This window comes from Motilibacter rhizosphaerae (genome assembly GCF_004216915.1).
GTDB lineage: Bacteria > Actinomycetota > Actinomycetes > Motilibacterales > Motilibacteraceae > Motilibacter > Motilibacter rhizosphaerae.
Window position 1 is genome coordinate 120,011 of record NZ_SGXD01000003.1, and the last position, 17,925, is coordinate 137,935.

19 protein-coding genes are annotated in these 17,925 nt (G+C 71.5%); 11 read left to right on the top strand and 8 right to left on the bottom strand.

Features of this window, described 5'->3' with window-relative positions:
- Positions 1 to 6 precede the first annotated feature (6 nt).
- The 4 genes from EV189_RS11300 (at position 7) to EV189_RS11315 (ending at position 5,876) form a co-directional block, all read left to right on the top strand.
- The gene (locus EV189_RS11300; protein ID WP_130493090.1) at positions 7 to 1,494 is read left to right on the top strand and encodes an MFS transporter; all 1,488 of its coding nucleotides are present in this window, start codon (positions 7 to 9) and stop codon (positions 1,492 to 1,494) included.
- A 10-nt stretch (positions 1,495 to 1,504) separates the two neighbouring features.
- The gene (locus EV189_RS11305) at positions 1,505 to 3,907 is read left to right on the top strand and encodes a helicase-associated domain-containing protein (protein WP_130493091.1); all 2,403 of its coding nucleotides are present in this window, start codon (positions 1,505 to 1,507) and stop codon (positions 3,905 to 3,907) included.
- Positions 3,908 to 3,980: 73 nt separating this feature from the next.
- Complete coding sequence (locus tag EV189_RS11310; RefSeq protein WP_130493092.1) at positions 3,981 to 4,442, top strand: DUF4262 domain-containing protein; 462 nt, start codon at positions 3,981 to 3,983, stop codon at positions 4,440 to 4,442.
- A gap of 18 nt (positions 4,443 to 4,460) precedes the next feature.
- Complete coding sequence (locus EV189_RS11315) at positions 4,461 to 5,876, top strand: gamma-glutamyltransferase (RefSeq protein ID WP_130493093.1); 1,416 nt, start codon at positions 4,461 to 4,463, stop codon at positions 5,874 to 5,876.
- A 4-nt stretch (positions 5,877 to 5,880) separates the two neighbouring features.
- Here the strand turns inward: EV189_RS11315 and EV189_RS11320 are convergent, their stop codons facing one another.
- On the bottom strand, positions 5,881 to 6,648 hold the full coding sequence (locus EV189_RS11320; RefSeq protein WP_130493094.1) for an SDR family NAD(P)-dependent oxidoreductase: 768 nt from the start codon (positions 6,646 to 6,648) through the stop codon (positions 5,881 to 5,883).
- A 63-nt stretch (positions 6,649 to 6,711) separates the two neighbouring features.
- On the opposite strand from EV189_RS11320, the gene EV189_RS11325 reads away from it, so the two are divergent.
- Both EV189_RS11325 and EV189_RS11330 read left to right on the top strand, forming a co-directional pair.
- A complete protein-coding gene (locus EV189_RS11325; protein WP_130493095.1) occupies positions 6,712 to 7,308 on the top strand; it encodes a dual specificity protein phosphatase family protein in 597 nt (198 codons plus the stop codon).
- A gap of 273 nt (positions 7,309 to 7,581) precedes the next feature.
- Positions 7,582 to 7,956 carry a hypothetical protein gene (locus tag EV189_RS11330; RefSeq protein ID WP_130493096.1) on the top strand — a complete coding sequence of 125 codons (375 nt, stop codon included), beginning with the start codon at positions 7,582 to 7,584 and terminating at the stop codon, positions 7,954 to 7,956.
- A 30-nt stretch (positions 7,957 to 7,986) separates the two neighbouring features.
- Here the strand turns inward: EV189_RS11330 and EV189_RS11335 are convergent, their stop codons facing one another.
- Positions 7,987 to 8,679 (bottom strand): helix-turn-helix transcriptional regulator, encoded by a 693-nt coding sequence (locus tag EV189_RS11335; protein ID WP_130493097.1) that lies wholly within the window; start codon positions 8,677 to 8,679, stop codon positions 7,987 to 7,989.
- Between the two features lie 238 nt (positions 8,680 to 8,917).
- Between EV189_RS11335 and EV189_RS11340 the strand changes: the two genes are divergently transcribed.
- Positions 8,918 to 9,796 carry a hypothetical protein gene (locus EV189_RS11340; RefSeq protein ID WP_130493098.1) on the top strand — a complete coding sequence of 293 codons (879 nt, stop codon included), beginning with the start codon at positions 8,918 to 8,920 and terminating at the stop codon, positions 9,794 to 9,796.
- A gap of 75 nt (positions 9,797 to 9,871) precedes the next feature.
- Here EV189_RS11340 and EV189_RS11345 read toward each other — a convergent pair whose 3' ends face one another.
- Both EV189_RS11345 and EV189_RS11350 read right to left on the bottom strand, forming a co-directional pair.
- Positions 9,872 to 10,114, bottom strand: a complete 243-nt coding sequence (locus EV189_RS11345) for a PspC domain-containing protein (RefSeq protein WP_130493099.1) — start codon at positions 10,112 to 10,114, stop codon at positions 9,872 to 9,874.
- A gap of 486 nt (positions 10,115 to 10,600) precedes the next feature.
- Entirely contained in the window at positions 10,601 to 11,032 is a 432-nt protein-coding gene (locus EV189_RS11350; RefSeq protein ID WP_130493100.1) for a hypothetical protein, read from the bottom strand.
- 296 nt (positions 11,033 to 11,328) lie between these two features.
- Here EV189_RS11350 and EV189_RS11355 point away from each other — a divergent pair, with 296 nt between their 5' ends.
- Both EV189_RS11355 and EV189_RS11360 read left to right on the top strand, forming a co-directional pair.
- On the top strand, positions 11,329 to 12,624 hold the full coding sequence (locus EV189_RS11355; RefSeq protein WP_130493101.1) for a hypothetical protein: 1,296 nt from the start codon (positions 11,329 to 11,331) through the stop codon (positions 12,622 to 12,624).
- A gap of 1,144 nt (positions 12,625 to 13,768) precedes the next feature.
- Entirely contained in the window at positions 13,769 to 14,041 is a 273-nt protein-coding gene (locus tag EV189_RS11360; RefSeq protein ID WP_231116420.1) for an excalibur calcium-binding domain-containing protein, read from the top strand.
- A 200-nt stretch (positions 14,042 to 14,241) separates the two neighbouring features.
- Here EV189_RS11360 and EV189_RS21140 read toward each other — a convergent pair whose 3' ends face one another.
- From EV189_RS21140 to EV189_RS11375, 4 genes are all read right to left on the bottom strand, one after another.
- Positions 14,242 to 14,424, bottom strand: coding sequence for an HNH endonuclease (locus tag EV189_RS21140; RefSeq protein WP_407938137.1), 183 nt, complete (start codon positions 14,422 to 14,424; stop codon positions 14,242 to 14,244).
- Positions 14,424 to 14,903, bottom strand: a complete 480-nt coding sequence (locus EV189_RS20680) for a hypothetical protein (RefSeq protein ID WP_231116295.1) — start codon at positions 14,901 to 14,903, stop codon at positions 14,424 to 14,426. The genes EV189_RS21140 and EV189_RS20680 overlap by 1 nt, the downstream gene beginning before the upstream one ends.
- Positions 14,904 to 14,997: 94 nt before the next feature.
- Positions 14,998 to 15,897, bottom strand: a complete 900-nt coding sequence (locus EV189_RS11370) for a nuclease-related domain-containing protein (protein WP_231116296.1) — start codon at positions 15,895 to 15,897, stop codon at positions 14,998 to 15,000.
- 60 nt (positions 15,898 to 15,957) lie between these two features.
- Positions 15,958 to 16,395, bottom strand: coding sequence for a very short patch repair endonuclease (locus EV189_RS11375; RefSeq protein ID WP_231116297.1), 438 nt, complete (start codon positions 16,393 to 16,395; stop codon positions 15,958 to 15,960).
- A 90-nt stretch (positions 16,396 to 16,485) separates the two neighbouring features.
- Here EV189_RS11375 and EV189_RS11380 point away from each other — a divergent pair, with 90 nt between their 5' ends.
- Both EV189_RS11380 and EV189_RS11385 read left to right on the top strand, forming a co-directional pair.
- Positions 16,486 to 17,067 carry a TerD family protein gene (locus EV189_RS11380; protein ID WP_130493103.1) on the top strand — a complete coding sequence of 194 codons (582 nt, stop codon included), beginning with the start codon at positions 16,486 to 16,488 and terminating at the stop codon, positions 17,065 to 17,067.
- Positions 17,067 to 17,798, top strand: a complete 732-nt coding sequence (locus EV189_RS11385; RefSeq protein WP_130493104.1) for a VWA domain-containing protein — start codon at positions 17,067 to 17,069, stop codon at positions 17,796 to 17,798. The genes EV189_RS11380 and EV189_RS11385 overlap by 1 nt, the downstream gene beginning before the upstream one ends.
- The last annotated feature ends 127 nt before the right edge of the window (positions 17,799 to 17,925 follow it).

Consider the following 17,925-nt stretch of genomic DNA (forward strand, 5'->3'; position numbering starts at 1 on the left):
GATCCGATGCGCCCCACCAGACCTGTCCTCGCCGTCGTCTGCCTCGCGCTGGCGACGGTCGTCTCCGCGGTGACCTCGCTCAACGTCGCGATCCCGAGCCTCGCCCGCGACCTGCACGGCACGTCCAGCGACCTCGCGTGGGTGGTGGACGCGTACTCCCTGGTGTTCGCGGCACTCCTGCTGCCCGGCGGAGCGCTCGGCGACCGCTTCGGCCGGCGGCGGGTGCTCGCCGTCGGGCTGTCGGTGTACGGCCTCACCGCGCTCGTCGCCATGACCGCTGGCGGGTTCGCGGAACTCGTTGCGCTGCGGGCGGTCCTCGGCCTCGCGGCCGCGCTCATCATGCCGGCGACGCTGTCGACGATCACGAGCACGTTCCCCGAGGAGCGACGCGCGCAGGGCGTGGCGGCGTGGACAGGAGTGGCTGGTGCGTCGGCAGTCCTCGGCCTGCTGACGTCGGGGCTGCTGCTGGAGTGGTTCTCGTGGCGCTCGGTCTTCGGGCTCAACGTCGTCCTCGCCCTGCTCGCGCTGGTCGGTACGCTGCGCATCGTTCCCGAGTCGGCAGATCCCGCTGCGCCACCGGCAGACCTCGTAGGGACGCTGCTCTCGGTCGCCGGTCTCGGCGTGCTCGTGTGGGCGCTCATCGAGGCGCCGACGAACGGCTGGGGCTCGGGCTCGACGCTCACGGGGCTCGCGGTCGGGATCCTCGTGCTCGCCGGGTTCCTCGTGTGGGAGCTGCGGATGGCGCGCCCAATGCTGGACCCGCGGCTCTTCGCGCGTCCCGCCTTCGCCGCGGGGACGCTGTCGGTGTGCGTGCAGTTCCTGGCGTTCTTCGGGTTCGCGTTCGTGTTCCTGCAGTACCTGCAGATCGTGCGGCACGACAGCGCGCTCGTCGCGGCCCTCTCGATGCTGCCGCTCGCGGTGGGGCTGATGCCGGCGGCGCGGCTGGCGCCGCGACTCGTGGGTCTTCGCGGTCCGGGTGTCGTCTGCGTGACCGGCCTGGGGCTCGCGGCCGTCGCGCTCGGCCTGCTCTCGCGGGTGGACGCCGGGACGTCGTACGCGTGGGTCGCCGCGTTCCTCGTCCCGCTCGGCATCGGCATGGGACTCGCGATGACCCCGGCGACGACGGCCATCACCGCAGCGCTGCCCGACGAGCAGCAGGGCGTCGCGTCGGCGGTCAACGACCTGTCCCGCGAGCTCGGCGGAGCGCTGGGCATCGCGATCCTCGGCAGTGTGCTCACCTCGACGTACCGGTCCAACCTCCCGCAGGGCCTGCCCGCCGCGGCGCGGGAGTCGGCGGGGGTGGCGTCCCAGGTGGGCGGGCGGGTGGCGGAGGCGGCGCGTACGGCGTTCGTGGACGGGCTGGGCGCCACGCTGCTCACAGGAGCGGGCGTGGTGGCCGTGGCCGCAGTCGTCGTGGGGGTGCTGCTGGGCCGCGCCGGAGAGCGGCAGCGCGACGCTGTGGACGACGCGATCGTCGTCACACCAGCGCACTAGCCTGGCGCGGGTGCGGACCCTCGCCGAGCACCTCGCCTCCCTCTCCCCCGACGCGCTCGCGGACCTGCTGTCGCTGCGCGCGGACGCGCTCGCGGAGCCGAGACCGGAGACGCTGGGCGATCTCGCGGCCCGGCTGGAGAGCGGGATGTCGGGGATGCGCGCGCTGAGCCTCGTCGACGGGCACGGCTTCGCGATAGCGCAGGCAGCGGCAGCGCTGGGCGACGGCTTCACGACCGCCGACCTCGAGTCGCTCGTCCCCGAGCCGGCCGGGACGGCACGGGCGGCGCTCGAGGAGCTGGCGCGTCGCGGCCTGGTCTGGCGCGACGGCGAGGAGTGGCGCAGCAGCAGGGGGTTCAGACGGCTGTTCCCCGACGCCCTGGGGCTCGGTCCGGCACTCGAGGAGGTCCTCGAGGGCTACACGGTCGCCGAGCTGAGGGACTACCTGTCGGCTCACGGCATCTCCCCCGATGGGCGGCGCGCGGTCCTGCTCCAGCGCCTGCTTCACCGGCTCCGCGACCCGGACACCACCGCGGCGGTGCTGAGCGGCGGACCACCCGGCACGGTCGAGCTCTTCAGTCGGCTGCTCGTGGAGCCGCTCACCGAGCTTGACTACCCCGACTACATCGCCGGCCACCGCAGCTCGAGGTACGCGAGGACTGACCGTCCCGGTGCATGGCTGCTGCAGATGGGCGTCCTGCACCGGGTGGACTACGGGCAGGCGGTCCTGCCACGCGACATCCACCTCGCGATCGCCCGCGCGATGGGGACACCCGAGACGGTGCCCCTGAGGCCGGCGCCGCCCGCGCCTGTCCCCGTCGCGGTTGAGGTGACCGCCGTGGAGAGGGCATGTGCGGGGGCGGCGGCGGCATGCCTCGACACCTGCCGCGCCGTCCTCGAAGCGGTCGCTTCGGCCCCGCCGCCCGCGCTGAAGACGGGCGGGCTTGGCGTCCGCGAGGTCCGTCGCCTGGCCAAGGAGATCGGCCGGGGCGAGCAGGAGATCGCGTTCGCGCTGCAGGTCGCGGGCGAGGCCGGGCTCGCCGACGGGACCGGCGACTCGGTCCTGGTGACGCCGGCCTACGACGAGTGGAGCGCGGCTGCACCCGAGCAGCGCTACGCCGTGCTGCTCGCAGCCTGGTGGGGGATGGCGTCGACCCCCGGCCGCCCCGTCGGCAGGGAGGCGCGCGGCTCGGTGCTCACGGCACCGCCGCGTACGCAGGTGGCGGCGACTCCGGAACGCTTGCTGCGCCACGACCTGATCCGGACCCTGGTGGCCCTCGGCGGTGCGGTGCCGTGGGAGCCGCTGACGGCGTGGCGGGCGTTCCAGCGCCCGCTGGCCTTCCCCGACGAGCTCGCCGACCATGCGGCGTCGGTAGCGGAGGAGGCGGAGCGGCTAGGCGTCGTCGCGCTCGACGCCGCCGGACCCGCGGCCCGCGCGCTCGTCGAGGGCTCGGTCGACGACCTGCTCGCCGCTGCGCGCGCGCTCGTGCCGTCCGCGGGCACGGTTGCGACGTTCCAGGCCGATCTCACGGCGCTCGTCGCCGGGAGCCCGCCGGCAGGGCTCTCGGCGCTGCTCGGCTCGCTCGCCGACGTCGAGTCCCGCGGCGCGGCGACCGTCTGGCGGTTCTCGGCCGGGTCCGTACGCCGTGCCTTCGACGCCGGCGCGACCGCGGAGGGCATCGTCGCCGACCTCGAGCGCGTCGCCGCGAAGCTGCCGCTGCCGCAGCCGCTGACCTACCTCGTGCACGACGTGGCGCGGCGCCACGGCGCTGTCCATGTGGTCCCGGTGGCGTGCTGCGTCGTCGGGCAGGACGCCGCGCTGCTGGCCGAGGTCGTGCGCACCCGCGCGCTCGCCGGGCTGGGGCTGCGTGCGCTGGCGCCCACCGTCCTCGCCGGTGCGAAGCCGCCGGAGGCGACGCTCGACGCCCTCCGCGCCGCGGGGTACGCGCCGGTGCTGGAGGACACGTCGGGGGCCATCGTCATCGAGCGAGCCGCCGTGCGCCGGTCGGCGACGACGGCGAGGACGGGCAGCCTTGCACTGGTCCTGCCTCCGGCGTCGGAGGGGCTCGAGTCAGCCGTGCACGGGCTCGAAGCGGCGGCCGCTGCGGCGCGCAGCCTGTCCGGCACGAGCACGGGTCTCGGCACCGTGCGGCAGGCCGGGGGGCTGCGGCTCAGCGAGCCGGCGCAGGACCGGCTCGGCAACGACGGGGTGCGCGTCCTCCACTGGGCGCTGCGGACCGGCAGGCCCGTCCAGCTGCACTACGTCGACGACCGGGACCGCCACCACCGCGTGGTCGCCCGAGGGCTCAAGGCCCTGCCAGGCACGCTGCTGTTCAACGTCGAGGGCGGGCCGAGCTACGCCCACATCGGCATCGGCGAGCTCGTCGCGGTCGGACCGGTGCTGCCCACGCCCTAGCAGCCCAGGCGCTCTGTCGGTGGCGGGTGCTTGAGTGCGGGCATCCCCGACGCCGAGCTCTGGAGGAGCCCAGATGTGCTGGTCCTGCGACAACCCGACCGCCACGATGGCCGACGCCCTGCGGAGCATGCAGGGACTCATCGACGAGCACGGCTGGGCGTTGCAGGGGGTCGAGGGCGAGGGGAAGCGGCCACCCTTCACCTACACCGTCGGGCTCACGAGACGCGGGCTCCCCGAGCTGTGCATCACGGGCATCGAGGGCGAGCGCTCCGCGCCGTACCTCAACGAGGCGGCGCGGGAGCTGGTGTCGGGCGGCGAGATCCGTCCGGGAGGCAGCGTGCACGTGCTGGGCATGCACTTCGAGGTCGTCGAGATGGCCTACGCGCCGGCCCACCTCAACACGGCCGTGAACCTCTACGGCGACACCATCACCGGCTGGCAGCTCGTCTGGCCCGACCGGCACGGCCGCTGGCCCTGGGACGAGCAGTGGGCGGAGCGCTGGGCGCAGCCGCTCCTCGGGGAGCTCAATGCCTGACCGCGTACGGTGCCTGCCATGAGGAGGCAGGCCGGCGTCGCCGCAGGCAACGCGGACACCGTGCGCACCGCGGTCGAGGTGCTGCGCGCCGGCGGCACAGCGGTCGATGCCGTCGTCGCGGCCGGCTTCGCCGCCGCCGTCTCCGAGCCGACCCTGACCGGGCTCGGGGGCGGCGGGTTCCTCCTCGTCGACCGGCCCGGCAACGAGCCGGTGGTGCTCGACTTCTTCGTCAGCTCCCCGGGGCAGGGCGCCGAGGTCGAGCCGCACATGGTGCCGGTGACGCTGCACTTCGAGGACGCCGACCAGGAGTTCCACGTGGGGTGGGGTTCCGTGGCGGTGCCCGGCTGCCTCGACGGCTACATCGCCGCGCACGCGCGGTGGGGCCGGCTGCCGCTCTCCGACGTCGTCGCCCCTGCGCGCCGCCTCGGGCTCGAGGGCAGCGTGCTCGACGGCATCCAGGCGGGGCTGCTCGTGCTGCTGCGCGAGGTGCTGACGCTGTCCGCCGAAGGGCGGGAGCTGTACGGGCCCGGCGGGAACCTGCTGCAGCAAGGGGAGATCCAGCGCAACGAGGCGTACGCAGCGCTGCTCTCCTCGGTCGCCGCGGGCGAGGTGCGTTCGCTCGCCTCGGACGCCCTGGTCGAGGCGGCGGCGGCCGGGGGCGGCGTGCTGACGCGCGCGGACCTCGCGTCGTACGCCGTGGTGGAGCGCGCGCCGCTGCGCTTCACGCACGCCGCCGGCGAGGTGCTGACGAACCCGCCTCCCTCTGTGGGCGGTTCGCGCGTCCTCGCTGCGCTGCAGCGGGTATCGGGAGGGGGTACGGCCGCGGACTGGGCGCAGAGCCTGACCTCCGCGCTCGTGCACGCGTCGGGTGTGCCGGCGCCGGCACCGCAGGTACGCCGCGGCACCACCCACATCAGCGTCGTCGACGCCGAGGGCACGGCGGCAGCGATGACGACCTCGCTCGGCAGCTGCTCCGGGGTGTTCGTACCCGGCACCGGCGTGCAGCTCAACAACATGATGGGCGAGCTCGACCTGCACCCGGACGGCCTGCACGCGCTCGCGCCGGGGACGCGGATCGGCTCGATGACCGCACCGACCGTGGTCCGTGCCCCCGACGGCACCGTCACCGCGCTCGGTACCGGCGGCAGCGAGCGCATCCGCTCCACGATGACGTGCGTGCTGTCGCGGCTCCTCGACCGCGGCTCCGAGCTCGAGCAGGCAGTACGCGCGCCGCGGGTGCACTGGGACGGCGAGCGGCTGCAGGTCGAGCCGGGGCTGCCCGAGGAGCCGCTGCGCGCGTACGCCGTCAACCGTTGGTCGCGGCCGGACCTGTACTTCGGCGGAGTGCACGCCGTGCGCCGCTCCCCCGACGGCACGGTCACCGCGGTCGGCGACGACCGGCGCGGCGGGGTGGCCGCCGTCATCGACCTCTAGCGCGTCAGAAGACCGTGTAGCCGCCGTCGGTGACGAGCACCGTGCCGGTGGCGAAGGACGAGGCGTCGCTGGCGAGGTAGAGCAGGCTGGGCGCGATCTCCTCCGGAGTCGAGTAGCGCTGCATCGGCGCGTCCTCGATCCAGTTCTGGCGGTACTGCGGCTCGTCGACCGGCGCCATCTCGGTCTTGACGTAGCCGGGGGCGAGCGCATTGACCCGGATCCCGAGCGGAGCCCACTCCGCGGCGAGCGACTTCGTGAGCTGGTGGACGGCGGCCTTCGAGGCGTTGTACGCCGGCTGCCACTGCGGCCGGTTGACGACCAGCCCCGACATCGAGCCGATGTTGACGATGGTCCCGCGGCCGCGCTCGGCCATGTGGCGGCCGAACGCCTGGCAGCAGTTCCAGACACCGGTCACGTTGGTGTCGATCACCTCCTGCCACTCGGCGTCGGTGACCTCGAGCGCGGGGCGGTGGACGCAGGTGCCGGCGTTGTTGACGAGCACGTCGACCCCGCCGAGCGCCTCGACGATCTCCTCGACGACGGCGTCGACCTCCGCGCGGCGGGAGACGTCGGCCCGGAAGGCGTGCGCGGAGATGCCCCGCTCGGCGAGGTCGGCCAGCACCAGCTCCGACTGCGCGGTGTCGCGGGCGAGGATCGCGACGGTTGCACCGGCCTCGCCGAGCGCGGTGGCGAACGCCCGTCCCAGCCCCCGGTTGCCGCCGGTGACCACCGCGGTGCGTCCGTCCAGTCGGAAGGCGTCCAGCACGCTCATGTTCGTCCTCGCTCCTGTCGTCGTCGACGCTCGGAGCGTACGGCGTCCGGGTAGCGTCGCAGTGTGGACGTCAGCGCAGGGCTCCCGCACGCCTCGGTCGCGAACCTGCACTTCGTCACGCCCGCGCTCGCCATCGGCGGGGACCTGGACGCGTACGACCCGCACCTCGCGGGCCGCCAGCTCGACGAGATCGCCGCGCTCGGCATCACCCGCATCGTCGACTGCCGACTCGAGTGGGACGACGCCGAGCTCGTGGCCGAGCGGCAGCCGCAGATCGCGTACCTCCACCACGGCATGGACGACGCCGGCCAGCGCGTACCGGCCGCGTGGTTCGACGAGGCCCTGCGCTTCGTGACCAGCGGCGGGCGCGACGCCGTCGTGCTCGCGCACTGCCACATGGGCATCAACCGCGGGCCGTCGCTCGGCTTCGCGCTGCTGCTCGCGCAGGGCTGGGACCCGATCGGCGCCATCTCCGCGATCCGCACGGCGCGGCCCGTCGCCAACGTCTGGTACGCGGAGGATGCCCTCCGCTGGCACCACGGCCGGCGGGGTACGAACCCGCGGGAGGACCTGAAGCGGCTCGCCGCGTGGCGGAAGAAGAACCCGCTGGACGTCGTGCGGATCATCCGCGGCGTGCGCGAGGCGGAGGGTCGGAAGTAGGGCCAGAGGACCATTGCTTGCTCGGCTAGCGTTCGGATGAGCTTCCTCGTGCTGTCCACCTCGGCGTTCGAGGACGGACGCAATGTACGCACGACGCCGACGGTGCCAGCCACGTGGCAGATCTGTGCCATGGCGTACCTCCCCTCCCGCATGCAGCCGATGCTGGCTGGGCAGCGGGGGAACTCGGCTCGATGACCCTGCCAGGCGGACTGGCGCGATCACGTCCATCAGGGACAGATGGGCGACCGAACGGCACGAGGCGGAGGCCAAGACGTGATCAAGCTCATCGACCTCCCGGCGACCCCCGCGGCCCCACGTCGGGACGGTGATGGCCGCCCGCGCCTCAGCTCTGCGGAAGTCCCCATGACTGGCCCGGCCAGCGTCGTGCGCGGGGCCGACATCCTGCTGTCCGCGACGCTGCCGGAGGGTCCGAGCCTGGTCCTGGTGCAGCGCGCCTTCGGCAGCACGTGGCTCCCCGTGGCGCCACCCTTGCGGACCAACGGCGGCGACGTTCGGGTCTTGGTCACGACGCGCGGGAGCGGCTGCCCATGCTTCCGCATGATGGTCGCTGTCGACGGCACGATGGCGACCTCGTCCGCCGTCTCAGTGAAAGTGCTGCCGCAGCAGGGCACTCACGGCCGCGACTGAAGCGCAGCCTCCTCCCGCCGCGCCCAGTCCTCAGGCCGCGTCGAGCAAGCCGGTCTGCTGCGCCCTGATCGCCAGCTGGAAGCGGGTCGACGCTCCCAACTCCTCCTGCAGGGCGGCGATGACACGAGCCAGCGTGCGCACGGAGATGTCGAGACGCCTCGCGATGGCGGTGTCGCTGTCACCTGCCGCGAGAGCGCGGAGTACGAGGAGACGCCGCTCCTGGGCGTCCTCCTTCTCCTGCATGGAGCGCGAGGTGCGCCACGCGTCCTCGAAGAGCCGCATCGCCAGCGCGACCACACCGGGGTCCTCGGAGAGGACAGCCGAGTCCGCCCAGTTCTCCGGGTCCGTCGCCACGATCACCAGGCGCCTGTCCAAGACGGACAGCCGCGTCGGTACCGGCGCCAGGCGCTGCTCCGCGCCTGCCGCGGACTCGGCGAGGAGGTGCTGGCGCACCGGTGCCGGCTGCGACCACAAGCGGTGGGCGTAGACCTCACGGAGGACGAACCCGTGCGACAGCAGCCACCTGCTCTCCTCCAGCATCGTGGCGGCGAACGACGGGTCGAGGAACCCCTGCCCGTAGTCGGCCGGATAGAGGGCCAGCTCTTCGCGGGCCCGCCTGCTGCTCGAGGTCAAGCGGTCCTGGATCGCGTCGGCTCCGTGCACGGTGGGCACCTCCGGCCGTGCGGCAAGCGCCTGAAGCGCAGCCATGAGGGGGAAGCGCATGTCTCCTCCAGTCGAGTGCCAGACGTCCTGGCCGAGGACGTGCTCATCGAACTCCTCGGCGCGAGCAGGGAGGGACCGTTGCTCCACGTGGGTGACGCCTTGTCCGGTCGCTGCCACCGGCTCGTCCGCCGCGGTCCGACTGCCGACACTCGAGGCATCGCAACGCCGCGTCCGCCCGAGGAGGCCAGGCGGCACTGACCGTCGCCCCTCCTCCGTACCTCATTTGCCAGGAGCCGTCATGATCGTCCGGCGCGTCCTCACTGCAGCGCTCGCCCTCGTCACCCTGCTCGTCCCGGTCGCAGGCTTCGGGACCGCTGCCCGGGCGGATGACGCGTACCCGCTGCCGAAGCACGCGTGTCCCGTCTACCTGGTGCAGCTGCGAGTCCAGTTCTACGTGAACTGTGAGCATCCGAAAGCTGGTGCAGGCCCGGTTGCCGTGTTCGGCGGGACTGTCGATCCGGGGAACAACGTGAGTCCGTGGGGCGACGCGGACCAGCCCGGGCAGACTCGTGCTGGCAACTTCATCGATCTAACCGGACTCGTCGTCAGGAACGTGCCGCCGGTGCCGGGCGTCTGCTGGGGCCACTGCTACGAGCCGTTCGCCGCGGGCGGTTCGGTCACCGCGACAGTACTGGCAGCGCCGCCGCGGTCACTCGGGTCCGCGCCGGTGGAGTCCGACGGCAGCTTCAAGATCAAGCACGTTTTCATCCCCGTCACGGGGTCGGTGATCCTGCACTACAGCGGCAACGGTGACGCACCAGCTGCGGACAACGGCCTGCTGCTGTCGGACGAGTACTTGAACGTCTTCGCCACCGCAGCGTGGAGCGCACGCGTCAGGCCTGTCACCGTCAAGCGCGGGAGCCGCGTCGTGATTACCGCCACGTTCCGCGACCCTGCGAGCCACGCGCCCATCCGGCACAGCAGCTGCCGCGTCGAACAGCGCCAGACTCATGGGCCACTGGTACCTCTGTTCGGCAAGGGGGAGCAGTCCTACACCGACAGCCAGGGAGTCTGCACGGTCACGTGGGTGCCGACGCAGCAGGGTGCCTACGAGGCCGCCGTCTACTTGGACGGCTGGTCCACCCTCGCGGGCTGGTGGCCCGTGTCGGTGAGGTAGTGCCGTGGCGTCGAGTTCCGCGCGCTCCCGCTTGCCGGCGGGACCGGTCACACGACGTCCCGCGCCGTTGACGCGTCAGGCGCTGTAGCCGTACGTGCTGGGCTGCCAGTCGTCGCTCGGCATGAGGATCCAGAGAAGCGGATAGACGAGGATCTGTGAGCCCGGCAGCACGATCATCGTGAGCACGAACAGCACGCGCGTGGGCCAGGGGTCGATGCCGAAGCGGCGGCCGAGGCCGGCGCAGACGCCTCCGATGATGCGGCCCGAGGTGGGGCGCGAGAGGCCGGCGGTGGCGAGGCTGTCGTGGATGCTGCCCATGGGAGGAGCCCTTCAGGAGTACGTGCGTGCTGACGTCTCCAGACTGCTCGCGCACGCTGCCACGGACATCAGGGACAGCCCCTGGCTGAGCCCTGGTCATGGCACCAGGGTCGCCCCTGAGAGTGCCCGAGGTTTCGATCACACGCCCTGCTGATGTCGTCAGCTCGAGGCGCGCTCCCTGCGCGCCACCGTCGCCGGCACGAAGGGCACGTCCACCCGGCAGCCGACGCCCGTTGTGCAGTCCTTCCGCGCAGCGGAGACGGACGACATGTCCGTGGTCACCCGGACCGACTGGACGGGCGGCGACGCGTTACCCGGCGTACCTGCGGGGAGCACCCAGAACCGGCCCGGACGTGGACCGGTGCCCCGGCTGCTCGTCGTCGGAGGCATCGCGGTGGGCAGGATGACGGGAGAAGTGCCGACCGGTCTGCCGAAATGCACCTCGCCAACGATCGGGCCGTAGCCGCGGTTCGTCAGGGACTGCATCTACAGCCGCGTGGGGTTCTCATGGGAGTCGAACGACCTCTCGCGGATGATGATTATCCCGGCGCTCTGGAAGCACCCGAACTCCCCGACGCTCAGCGTGAACGACAGCGGGCGCGGATCCTCGGGCAGCCGCTGGACGTGCGATAACGCTCCGGGCGCGAGCGGTCCGTCCTTGCGCTGCATCCGCATCCGGACGCGGTCGACGACCCCGTCTGCCTCGACAGGAGCGGTGGCGGTGAGGTCGGGTGCGCTCTGAGATACGTCGACCTGGAACTGCGAGGTCGATGACGCGAGGAGCGCTGGCTTCTCTTGCGCGAGCGCGTCGAACGGGCGGTCCGCCGACCAGATGGCGATGTAGCCCATCGTCGCGGGAGCGGCCGATGCCGTACGTGCCAGTCCTGCCACGACCCCCAGCGCTGCGAGCAGGACCATAACGGCCGTCGTTGCCGCCGATCCTCGCAACCTCGCCATGCCCGCCCCCAGGTCCAAGATCCCGACTTCACGTTCCCTCATCCGCCAACGAGGAAAACGGCTTCGGCCCTGTCGCCCTACGCGGGTGGCAGGTGCTCCTACGGAACGACGTGCGGGCGTACGACGGTGGGGGTGCTCCGCCTGCGCTGGGGACCTGGAGAGCACGACGTGCTCCAAGTGGTGGATCTGCTGGCAGTTTCCTGCCAGGGAGGTCGTGAGATCGCCGGCCTCGTCGATCCTCGTCGAGAGAGCCCGCCGTGACGCGGCGCGCCGCCCACCGCGAGAGGATCTCCGAATTGAGTAGGATCACCAGGACCAGGGTCCGTCTCCTCACGCCCCTGCTCGCCCTGCTGCCGTTCGCGCAGATGGCTCCGGCCTGTGCGGACGTGACGAGCGTGTTCCCGGTGAGTCCGCAGACCGGTCAGCCGATGGTCGATTACATCGGGGACGGCTGGATGGACGGCAGCCAGCTGGACCAGTTCGACGGACTGCCCTGGGACGCCTTCCACGCCGTCTACACCGTCACTGCGGTCTACACGCAGGCGGCGAAGGACTCGGGGCACTGCCTCGGCCAGGATGCCACGGACCTCGCGCACCCGGTCGTCGTGCAGTGGCGCTGCGGGTGGTACGGAGGGACCACGACTCCTGACGGCACCACTGAGTTCCCCGTGGGCGCTCAGATTCCAGACTGGCGACTGAGTCCCGCCGGCGGCCTCATGCTGCCGGTGGGCGGCAAGTCCCTCATGTCGAGTGGCTGGGACTTGATCGACGGAGCCGGTGGTGCGCTCCGCCAGGCCACGCCGACGGGTCCGACGACCGTGCCGCAGCCGGGCAGTGCCTACGTCAACCCTCCTGGCACTGACTCCCGCGGGTCGCTCGCGATCATGAAGCGGGGCTTCACCCCAGTTTGCGAGTCGACCGGAGCACCCTGGGGCGCGGCGGCAAGCTGCTTCACGAGCGCTCCTGCCGATCAGCGCGCACACGGCAGCCTCCCGTCGACTGACAAGACTGGCAACCTCTCCTACGTCTCCGCGGTGAAGCAGGGCTTGGAGGGGCGTGCGATGCCCGGCCAGGGCGCGGCGTACTCCGTGTTCACCCTGACCACCGGCACCACGAGCCACACCTTCTACATCACCGACGACACGACGATCCGAGCGTTGCTGCCCTTCAACGTGCCCGTCGTGGTGACCCAGGCGGACTGCAACCGCTATGGCTGCGTCCCCGGGCCATCCTTCTCGTGGCGGTCCGACCCCGGTCCGCGGGTCAAGCTGTGGGGGGCGGTGGACCGCGCGCGACACGTAACGATCACGGAGAACTGGGGCAGCGGGCCAGCCAGCCTCGGAGGTGTGCTGCGGACGCTGGACCGGGTGGAGGTTCGCGACGCGGTGACGAAGATGCTCGTGTACAGCGGTTCCACGGATTACCGGAGCGGCATGTTTGGCAATCTCGTCTTCCGGTTGCCCGCGAAGGCGGGGCACCGGCTCGTCGTGACGCACTCGGGTCCGTACGGCGAGGTGACGATCCCGAGCAGCGTCACGCTCACGACGTTGTGATTCTCGAGCCCCCCGGTGCTCACCCGCTCGCCCCGACTCGACCAGTCGCCTCACACAGCGGTGGAGCAGCTGGCCTTGTCGAGCAAGGGAAGCACTCCCACCCACTGGAAGCCGGGCAGCGGGAGGGGCATACGGCGACTGAGTGTGGTTCCACTTCCGATTCTGGCAAGAAGGAGACGCGGATGAGCAGTGCAGTGGATGTGAGCACGCTGGTGGCATCCATCGTCGGGGCGGCCGCCGCTTCCACGACGATGGTCCTCGACGTACTCCGCTACAGGCGTGAAGGACGAAGGCCACCCCTCCCTGACGTGGAGCCCATGACGGACGGCGACTGTACGTGGCTGGTCGTGCGCAACCGGAGTTCCGTCCGTTTCACCCGACGTTCGTCGGTCTGCGTGTTCCCGACGACGGCGGGACCTTCGTCGGTTGGGAGCGTGGTGGCAGGCAGCCGACGGCCAAGCAGGGGCCGCAACTGCCTGTCCCGATCGAGGCAGGGGAGCAGGCAGAGTGGTGGATCAGTCCGGCGAAGCTCAGGCAGTGGTCCCGGGACCTGAGTGCCGACCAGCGGCGGAAGGCCGACATCGTGGTGCGGTTCGGAGATGGCCGCTCGGTCTTGGCGGCGGTTCCGTCAGTGACACGAGCAGCTGCGGAAGAGCCCGGTGCAGAGGACGTGGCCACGACCTGATGGGTCAGGCGTTGCCGCGCGGGGGCTCGACGGTGGTGGTTGCTCGGCAGGCAGGTGCGACACCAGTGGATCAACCAAGAAGAAGCCGCGATCAGCGCAGCACGAGCACGGTGATCGTGACGAGTGGGCAAGGGAGCCAGAGGGTGGTGCGACAGTGGTGGCGCAGACCGTCCTGAATACCCTATGAGACGTCGTTGCAAGAAGGCGTTCGCTCGTGCTCTTCGAGATTCTGGGCGCCGGAGCCACTGGCGACCCTTGGGGGTCGACCTTAGTGGCGCCCTGCGTTCGGAGGACCGAGCAGCCGGGGTCTTCCGCGAGGGGCTCACCCTCGGCGTTCCCCTGACCAGACCACCGGAAGAGGACTGGAGCAACCGCGCGATCGGCCGGACATCTGCCGAAGTTGGACACTAGCCTTCGGTCCGTCAGTCACTCCGCGCACGGGAGCAAGGACCCGACGTGATGATGAAGCTTGTCCCATTTCTTCTCACGGCAGCAGTCTTCGCGGCCGGCCTCAGCGCCGCCGAACTGCCTGCCGCTGCCTCCGGCGCACGTCATTTCGCGAACTGCACACAGATGCACACGGTCTACATCGGCGGTGTCGCGCGACCGGGCGCAACGGACAAGCGCCGGCACGGCGGCCATGCGAAGTACGCCCCGAAGGTCAGCGCCGCGCTCTACAACGCGAACTCGGGAAGCGACCGCGACCACGACGGCATCGCCTGCGAGCAGTAGTCCGAGCCCTTCGTCGGCGATGCGAGCTCCTCAGCTTGCCGCGAGGAACTCCTGGTAACGCAACTCGAGCCGCTCCCGGTCCGGACGCTCTCGCGGAGAGTCGGGCACCTTCAACAGCCTCTGCCCGTGCCGCTCCTGCAGCCCGTGCCGCAGCATGGGACCGTCGACCTCCTCGAGCAGGTCCCTGCGAATCTGCACCACTAGGTCGGGCCGAACCCCGAGGATGTTCGCTCGAACGCCGCATGGTGGATCTTGCACAACGCCAAGCCGTTCGTGACGCTCGGGACTCCGAGCTCGTGGGCATCGCCGATGATGTGCGCCGCATCGAGCAGCTGCCCATGAGCGAGAGCGCGGACGGCGCAGCGTGTCGCGTACGCCCGCATCACCGTCGCGCGGAAGACGGGTTGGTGGACACGCCGTTTCGTCTCACGGGTGATGTACGCCGGAGGTACGCCTCCGTCGGACTGTCCGACTGGCGCAGGTCCGCGAGATCGTCGCCGACGCTCAGGACGAACTGCTGGTCCTGCGGCTCCTCCCACAGGAGATGAACCGGGAAGATCGGCTTGTAGACGCCCGGGCCCACACCGAAGAACCAGCTGAGGGGCAGACCTTGCGTCATAGCCGAGCGGAGGGCGCGGTTCTCCGGGTGCTCGGGGTCGTCGCCGCGCCACTCGTAGCGGATCAGGCCGTCCGCTCCCTCAGCGTCCTCGTACGGCCGCGCAGCACCCTCGGGCCGGTAGACCGTGCGGATCGACAGCGCCGCGCTCAGGGCGGCCGGCTTCCGGATGCCGCGCTGCGCGTCGAGGATCGGGAGCCGCTCCCCCGGGTACACGAAGTCACGCAGCTCGTCCGAGCTGATCACGCCGTGCCGTCCGCCGTTCGCCGCTCGAGCCACTCCATCGCCGAGGCGCGTACGGCTCGTTCGTCCAGCTCCAGCACGGCGACAGCTTCGCACGTCAGCCCGAGCGCGAGGTCCAGGTGCGCGAATCCCGCGCCTTCTCGTAGACGAGCTGAGCCGCCTGCGGCGACAGCCGCTCGGGCAGCGCACGGAGCCAGCGCGCCACCTGCGAGCGAGGCACGACGGTGACATCGCGCGGCTGGTCGCGGATCGTGAGCTTGGCCGCGCCGACCGGCACGACCAGTCCCTGCACAGGGACAGGCATGCCACACGCGGCGCTCAAGAGGCGAGCGGCCCGGGCCGCCTCGTGCCGGCTGTTGCGGACGTACGGGTACGGCCGGCCATTGACGCGGAGGCTGTCGCCACCGACCCAGATCGTGGCGTCGGGGTGGTGCTTCGCGTTCAGCGTGAACACGCCTCCGGGTCCGACGACGACATGGTCGATGTCACTGCCGCGGTTGCCCACTGGCACGGCGTGGAGCACGCACCAGCGCGGGTCCGAGGCGATGAGCTTCTGGAGCTCCGCGGCGACCTTCTCCTCGCCCTTCGCACCGATGCGCCACGCGCGCTCGTCGGTGTGGACGCCGAGCACGCGAGCGACCAGCGTGCGCACCGGTGCCGCCCGCCGCTCCGCGTCCGCCTGCTCGCGCGCTGCCGCACCGGCGCGGCGTTGCGCGAGGTCCTCGCCGGGCGGCGACGGAGGAGTCGATCGAGCAGGAGCAGGTCGCGGCTGCACCGGTTGCGGCACCTGCTGCTGATCTCCGAGCGAGGGGAAGCCGTGCTGCGAGCGCCAGTGGGCGACAGCGCGCTCGACCTCGAGCGCCCTCGCGCCCGGGTTCAGCATCGTGTGACCGGTCAGGAGGTCGTGCCACCCGAGTTGCTGGTCCTGGCCGTCCCGCACGTAGAGGCGGTCCTTGCCGTAGCGCCGCCAGCGGACGAGGGTCAGCGTCTGCTCCACTGGTGTTCTCTCGGCGCTCCCGGACCCGAGATGCAGACGTGTCCCCCGAGCGGACCAAGCTCACGCGCTGGCCCTCCGCTCTTCCACCGCGAGCGCGATCCGCAGCGCCGCGTCCTCGGGGTCCTCGTGCTCCCGCACGCGGACGGGCAGCCACCCCGCCGCGAGCAGCTGCGCGTCGGTGTCCCGGTCCCGAGCCACGACCGAAGCCAGCTTGAGCTCCCACCACTCCGCGTTGGCCTTCGGCATGTGCAGGTGAACCGAGCACGAGTGCCAGAAGCAGCCGTCAACGAACCCGGCGACGCGGCCGCGTCGTACGACGATGTCCGCGCGTCGACGCCGGCTCGTCCCCGGCGGGCTCCAGTCGACGCGGTAGCCGATGCCGAGGCTGCGCAGCGCCCGCCGCACGGCGAGCTCGGGCGCGGTGTCGCGACGCCGGTTGCGGGAGAGCACGCGTCGTACGGCCTCGGACGAGGCGGGCGGCGCGGGCGGGAGCTGCACGCCCGGGAGGCTAGGCGGGGCCACTGACAGGCCTCCCCCAGCCGCGCTGGCTAGGCTGCGAGGACAGTCGGCAGCGACACGGAGGCGTGGATGGGCGTCAGTCTGGCCAAGGGCGGCAACGTCTCGCTGAGCAAGGAGGCGGGCGGCAGCCTGACCTCGGTGGTCGTGGGCTGCGGGTGGGACGTCCGCGCGACCACCGGCATGGACTTCGACCTCGACGCGAGCGCGGTCGTCTGCGGCGCGAGCGGCAAGGTGCTCTCCGACGCGTACTTCGTGTTCTTCAACAACCTGCAGAGCCCCGACGGCCTCGTCCGGCACACCGGCGACAACCGCACCGGCGAGGGCGAGGGCGACGACGAGCAGGTGATCGTCGACCTGGCCGCGCTCGGGCCCGAGGTCAGCAAGGTCGTGGTCGTCGTGTCGATCTACGACGCGGACGCGCGGCGGCAGAACTTCGGGCAGGTGCAGAACGCGTTCATCCGCATCGTCGACGAGCCGACCGGGCGCGAGCTCGCGCGGTTCGACCTCACCGAGGACGCCTCAACCGAGACCGCGATGATCTTCGGCGAGCTGTACCGGCACGGCGGCGAGTGGAAGTTCCGCGCCGTCGGCCAGGGGTACGCGTCCGGCCTGCGCGGCATCGCGCTCGACTTCGGGGTCGGGGTGGCCTGATGGCGGTCTCGCTCGACAAGCTCGAGGCCCAGGCGCCCGGGCTCGTCTCGCTCGCCAAGACCGCGAACGTCAGCCTGCAGAAGCGCGACCTCACCGGCCACACCGCGAAGATGGCGCTCGCGCTCGACTTTAGCGGCTCCATGCGCAAGCTCTACCAGGACGGCACCGTCCAGCGGCTCGCCGAGCGCGTCCTCGCCCTCGCCACCCGGCTCGACGACGACGGCGCCATCGACGTCTTCCTCTTCCACAGCAGCGCCGAGTACGCCGGCGAGCTCACCCTGGACAACTACCAGAACGGCGTCGACCGGCTCGTCGAGGGCCGGCGCATGGGGACGACGAACTACGCCGCCGTCATGCGGCTGATCCGCGAGCACTACAAGAGCCCGACCGTACGCCGTGGCCTCTTCCGCAAGGAAGCGCAGGCAGCGGAGTTTCCCGCGTACGTCATGTTCATCACCGACGGCAACCCTGACAGCAAGACCGAAGCGACCCGGCAGCTCGTCGCCGCCAGCCGCGAGGGGATCTTCTGGCAGTTCATGGGCGTCGGGCGGGAGAAGTTCGAGTACCTGCACCGCCTCGACAGCGAGGTCCCGGGACGGCTCATCGACAACGCCAACTTCTTCGCCGCGAACGACGCCGGAGCGCTGAGCGACGAGCAGCTGTTCGACCTGATGCTCGCCGAGTACCCCGAGTGGCTGCCGCAGGCACGGAACCGGGGGCTCATCCACTGAGGGACGGCGAGACTGTCCGCTTCTGATTCTGTGCGCAGGTCTGTCTGACCGCCGACCCGGGCGGAGACCTGACCGACCTGGGGGTCTGGGGAACCGCCCAGGCAGCCCGCAACCACCCAGGTCTGAT

Bases quoted from the DNA above. Each gene is read 5' to 3' on its own strand.
- EV189_RS11300 (WP_130493090.1), top strand. From the start codon at position 7: ATGCGCCCCACCAGACCTGTCCTCGCCGTCGTCTGCCTCGCGCTGGCG.
- EV189_RS11310 (WP_130493092.1), top strand. From the start codon at position 3,981: ATGTGCTGGTCCTGCGACAACCCGACCGCCACGATGGCCGACGCCCTG.
- EV189_RS11315 (WP_130493093.1), top strand. From the start codon at position 4,461: ATGAGGAGGCAGGCCGGCGTCGCCGCAGGCAACGCGGACACCGTGCGC.
- EV189_RS11320 (WP_130493094.1), bottom strand. From the start codon at position 6,648: ATGAGCGTGCTGGACGCCTTCCGACTGGACGGACGCACCGCGGTGGTC.
- EV189_RS11335 (WP_130493097.1), bottom strand. From the start codon at position 8,679: ATGCGCTTCCCCCTCATGGCTGCGCTTCAGGCGCTTGCCGCACGGCCG.
- EV189_RS11340 (WP_130493098.1), top strand. From the start codon at position 8,918: ATGATCGTCCGGCGCGTCCTCACTGCAGCGCTCGCCCTCGTCACCCTG.
- EV189_RS11345 (WP_130493099.1), bottom strand. From the start codon at position 10,114: ATGGGCAGCATCCACGACAGCCTCGCCACCGCCGGCCTCTCGCGCCCC.
- EV189_RS11350 (WP_130493100.1), bottom strand. From the start codon at position 11,032: ATGGTCCTGCTCGCAGCGCTGGGGGTCGTGGCAGGACTGGCACGTACG.
- EV189_RS11360 (WP_231116420.1), top strand. From the start codon at position 13,769: ATGATGAAGCTTGTCCCATTTCTTCTCACGGCAGCAGTCTTCGCGGCC.
- EV189_RS21140 (WP_407938137.1), bottom strand. From the start codon at position 14,424: ATGCGGGCGTACGCGACACGCTGCGCCGTCCGCGCTCTCGCTCATGGG.
- EV189_RS11380 (WP_130493103.1), top strand. From the start codon at position 16,486: ATGGGCGTCAGTCTGGCCAAGGGCGGCAACGTCTCGCTGAGCAAGGAG.
- EV189_RS11385 (WP_130493104.1), top strand. From the start codon at position 17,067: ATGGCGGTCTCGCTCGACAAGCTCGAGGCCCAGGCGCCCGGGCTCGTC.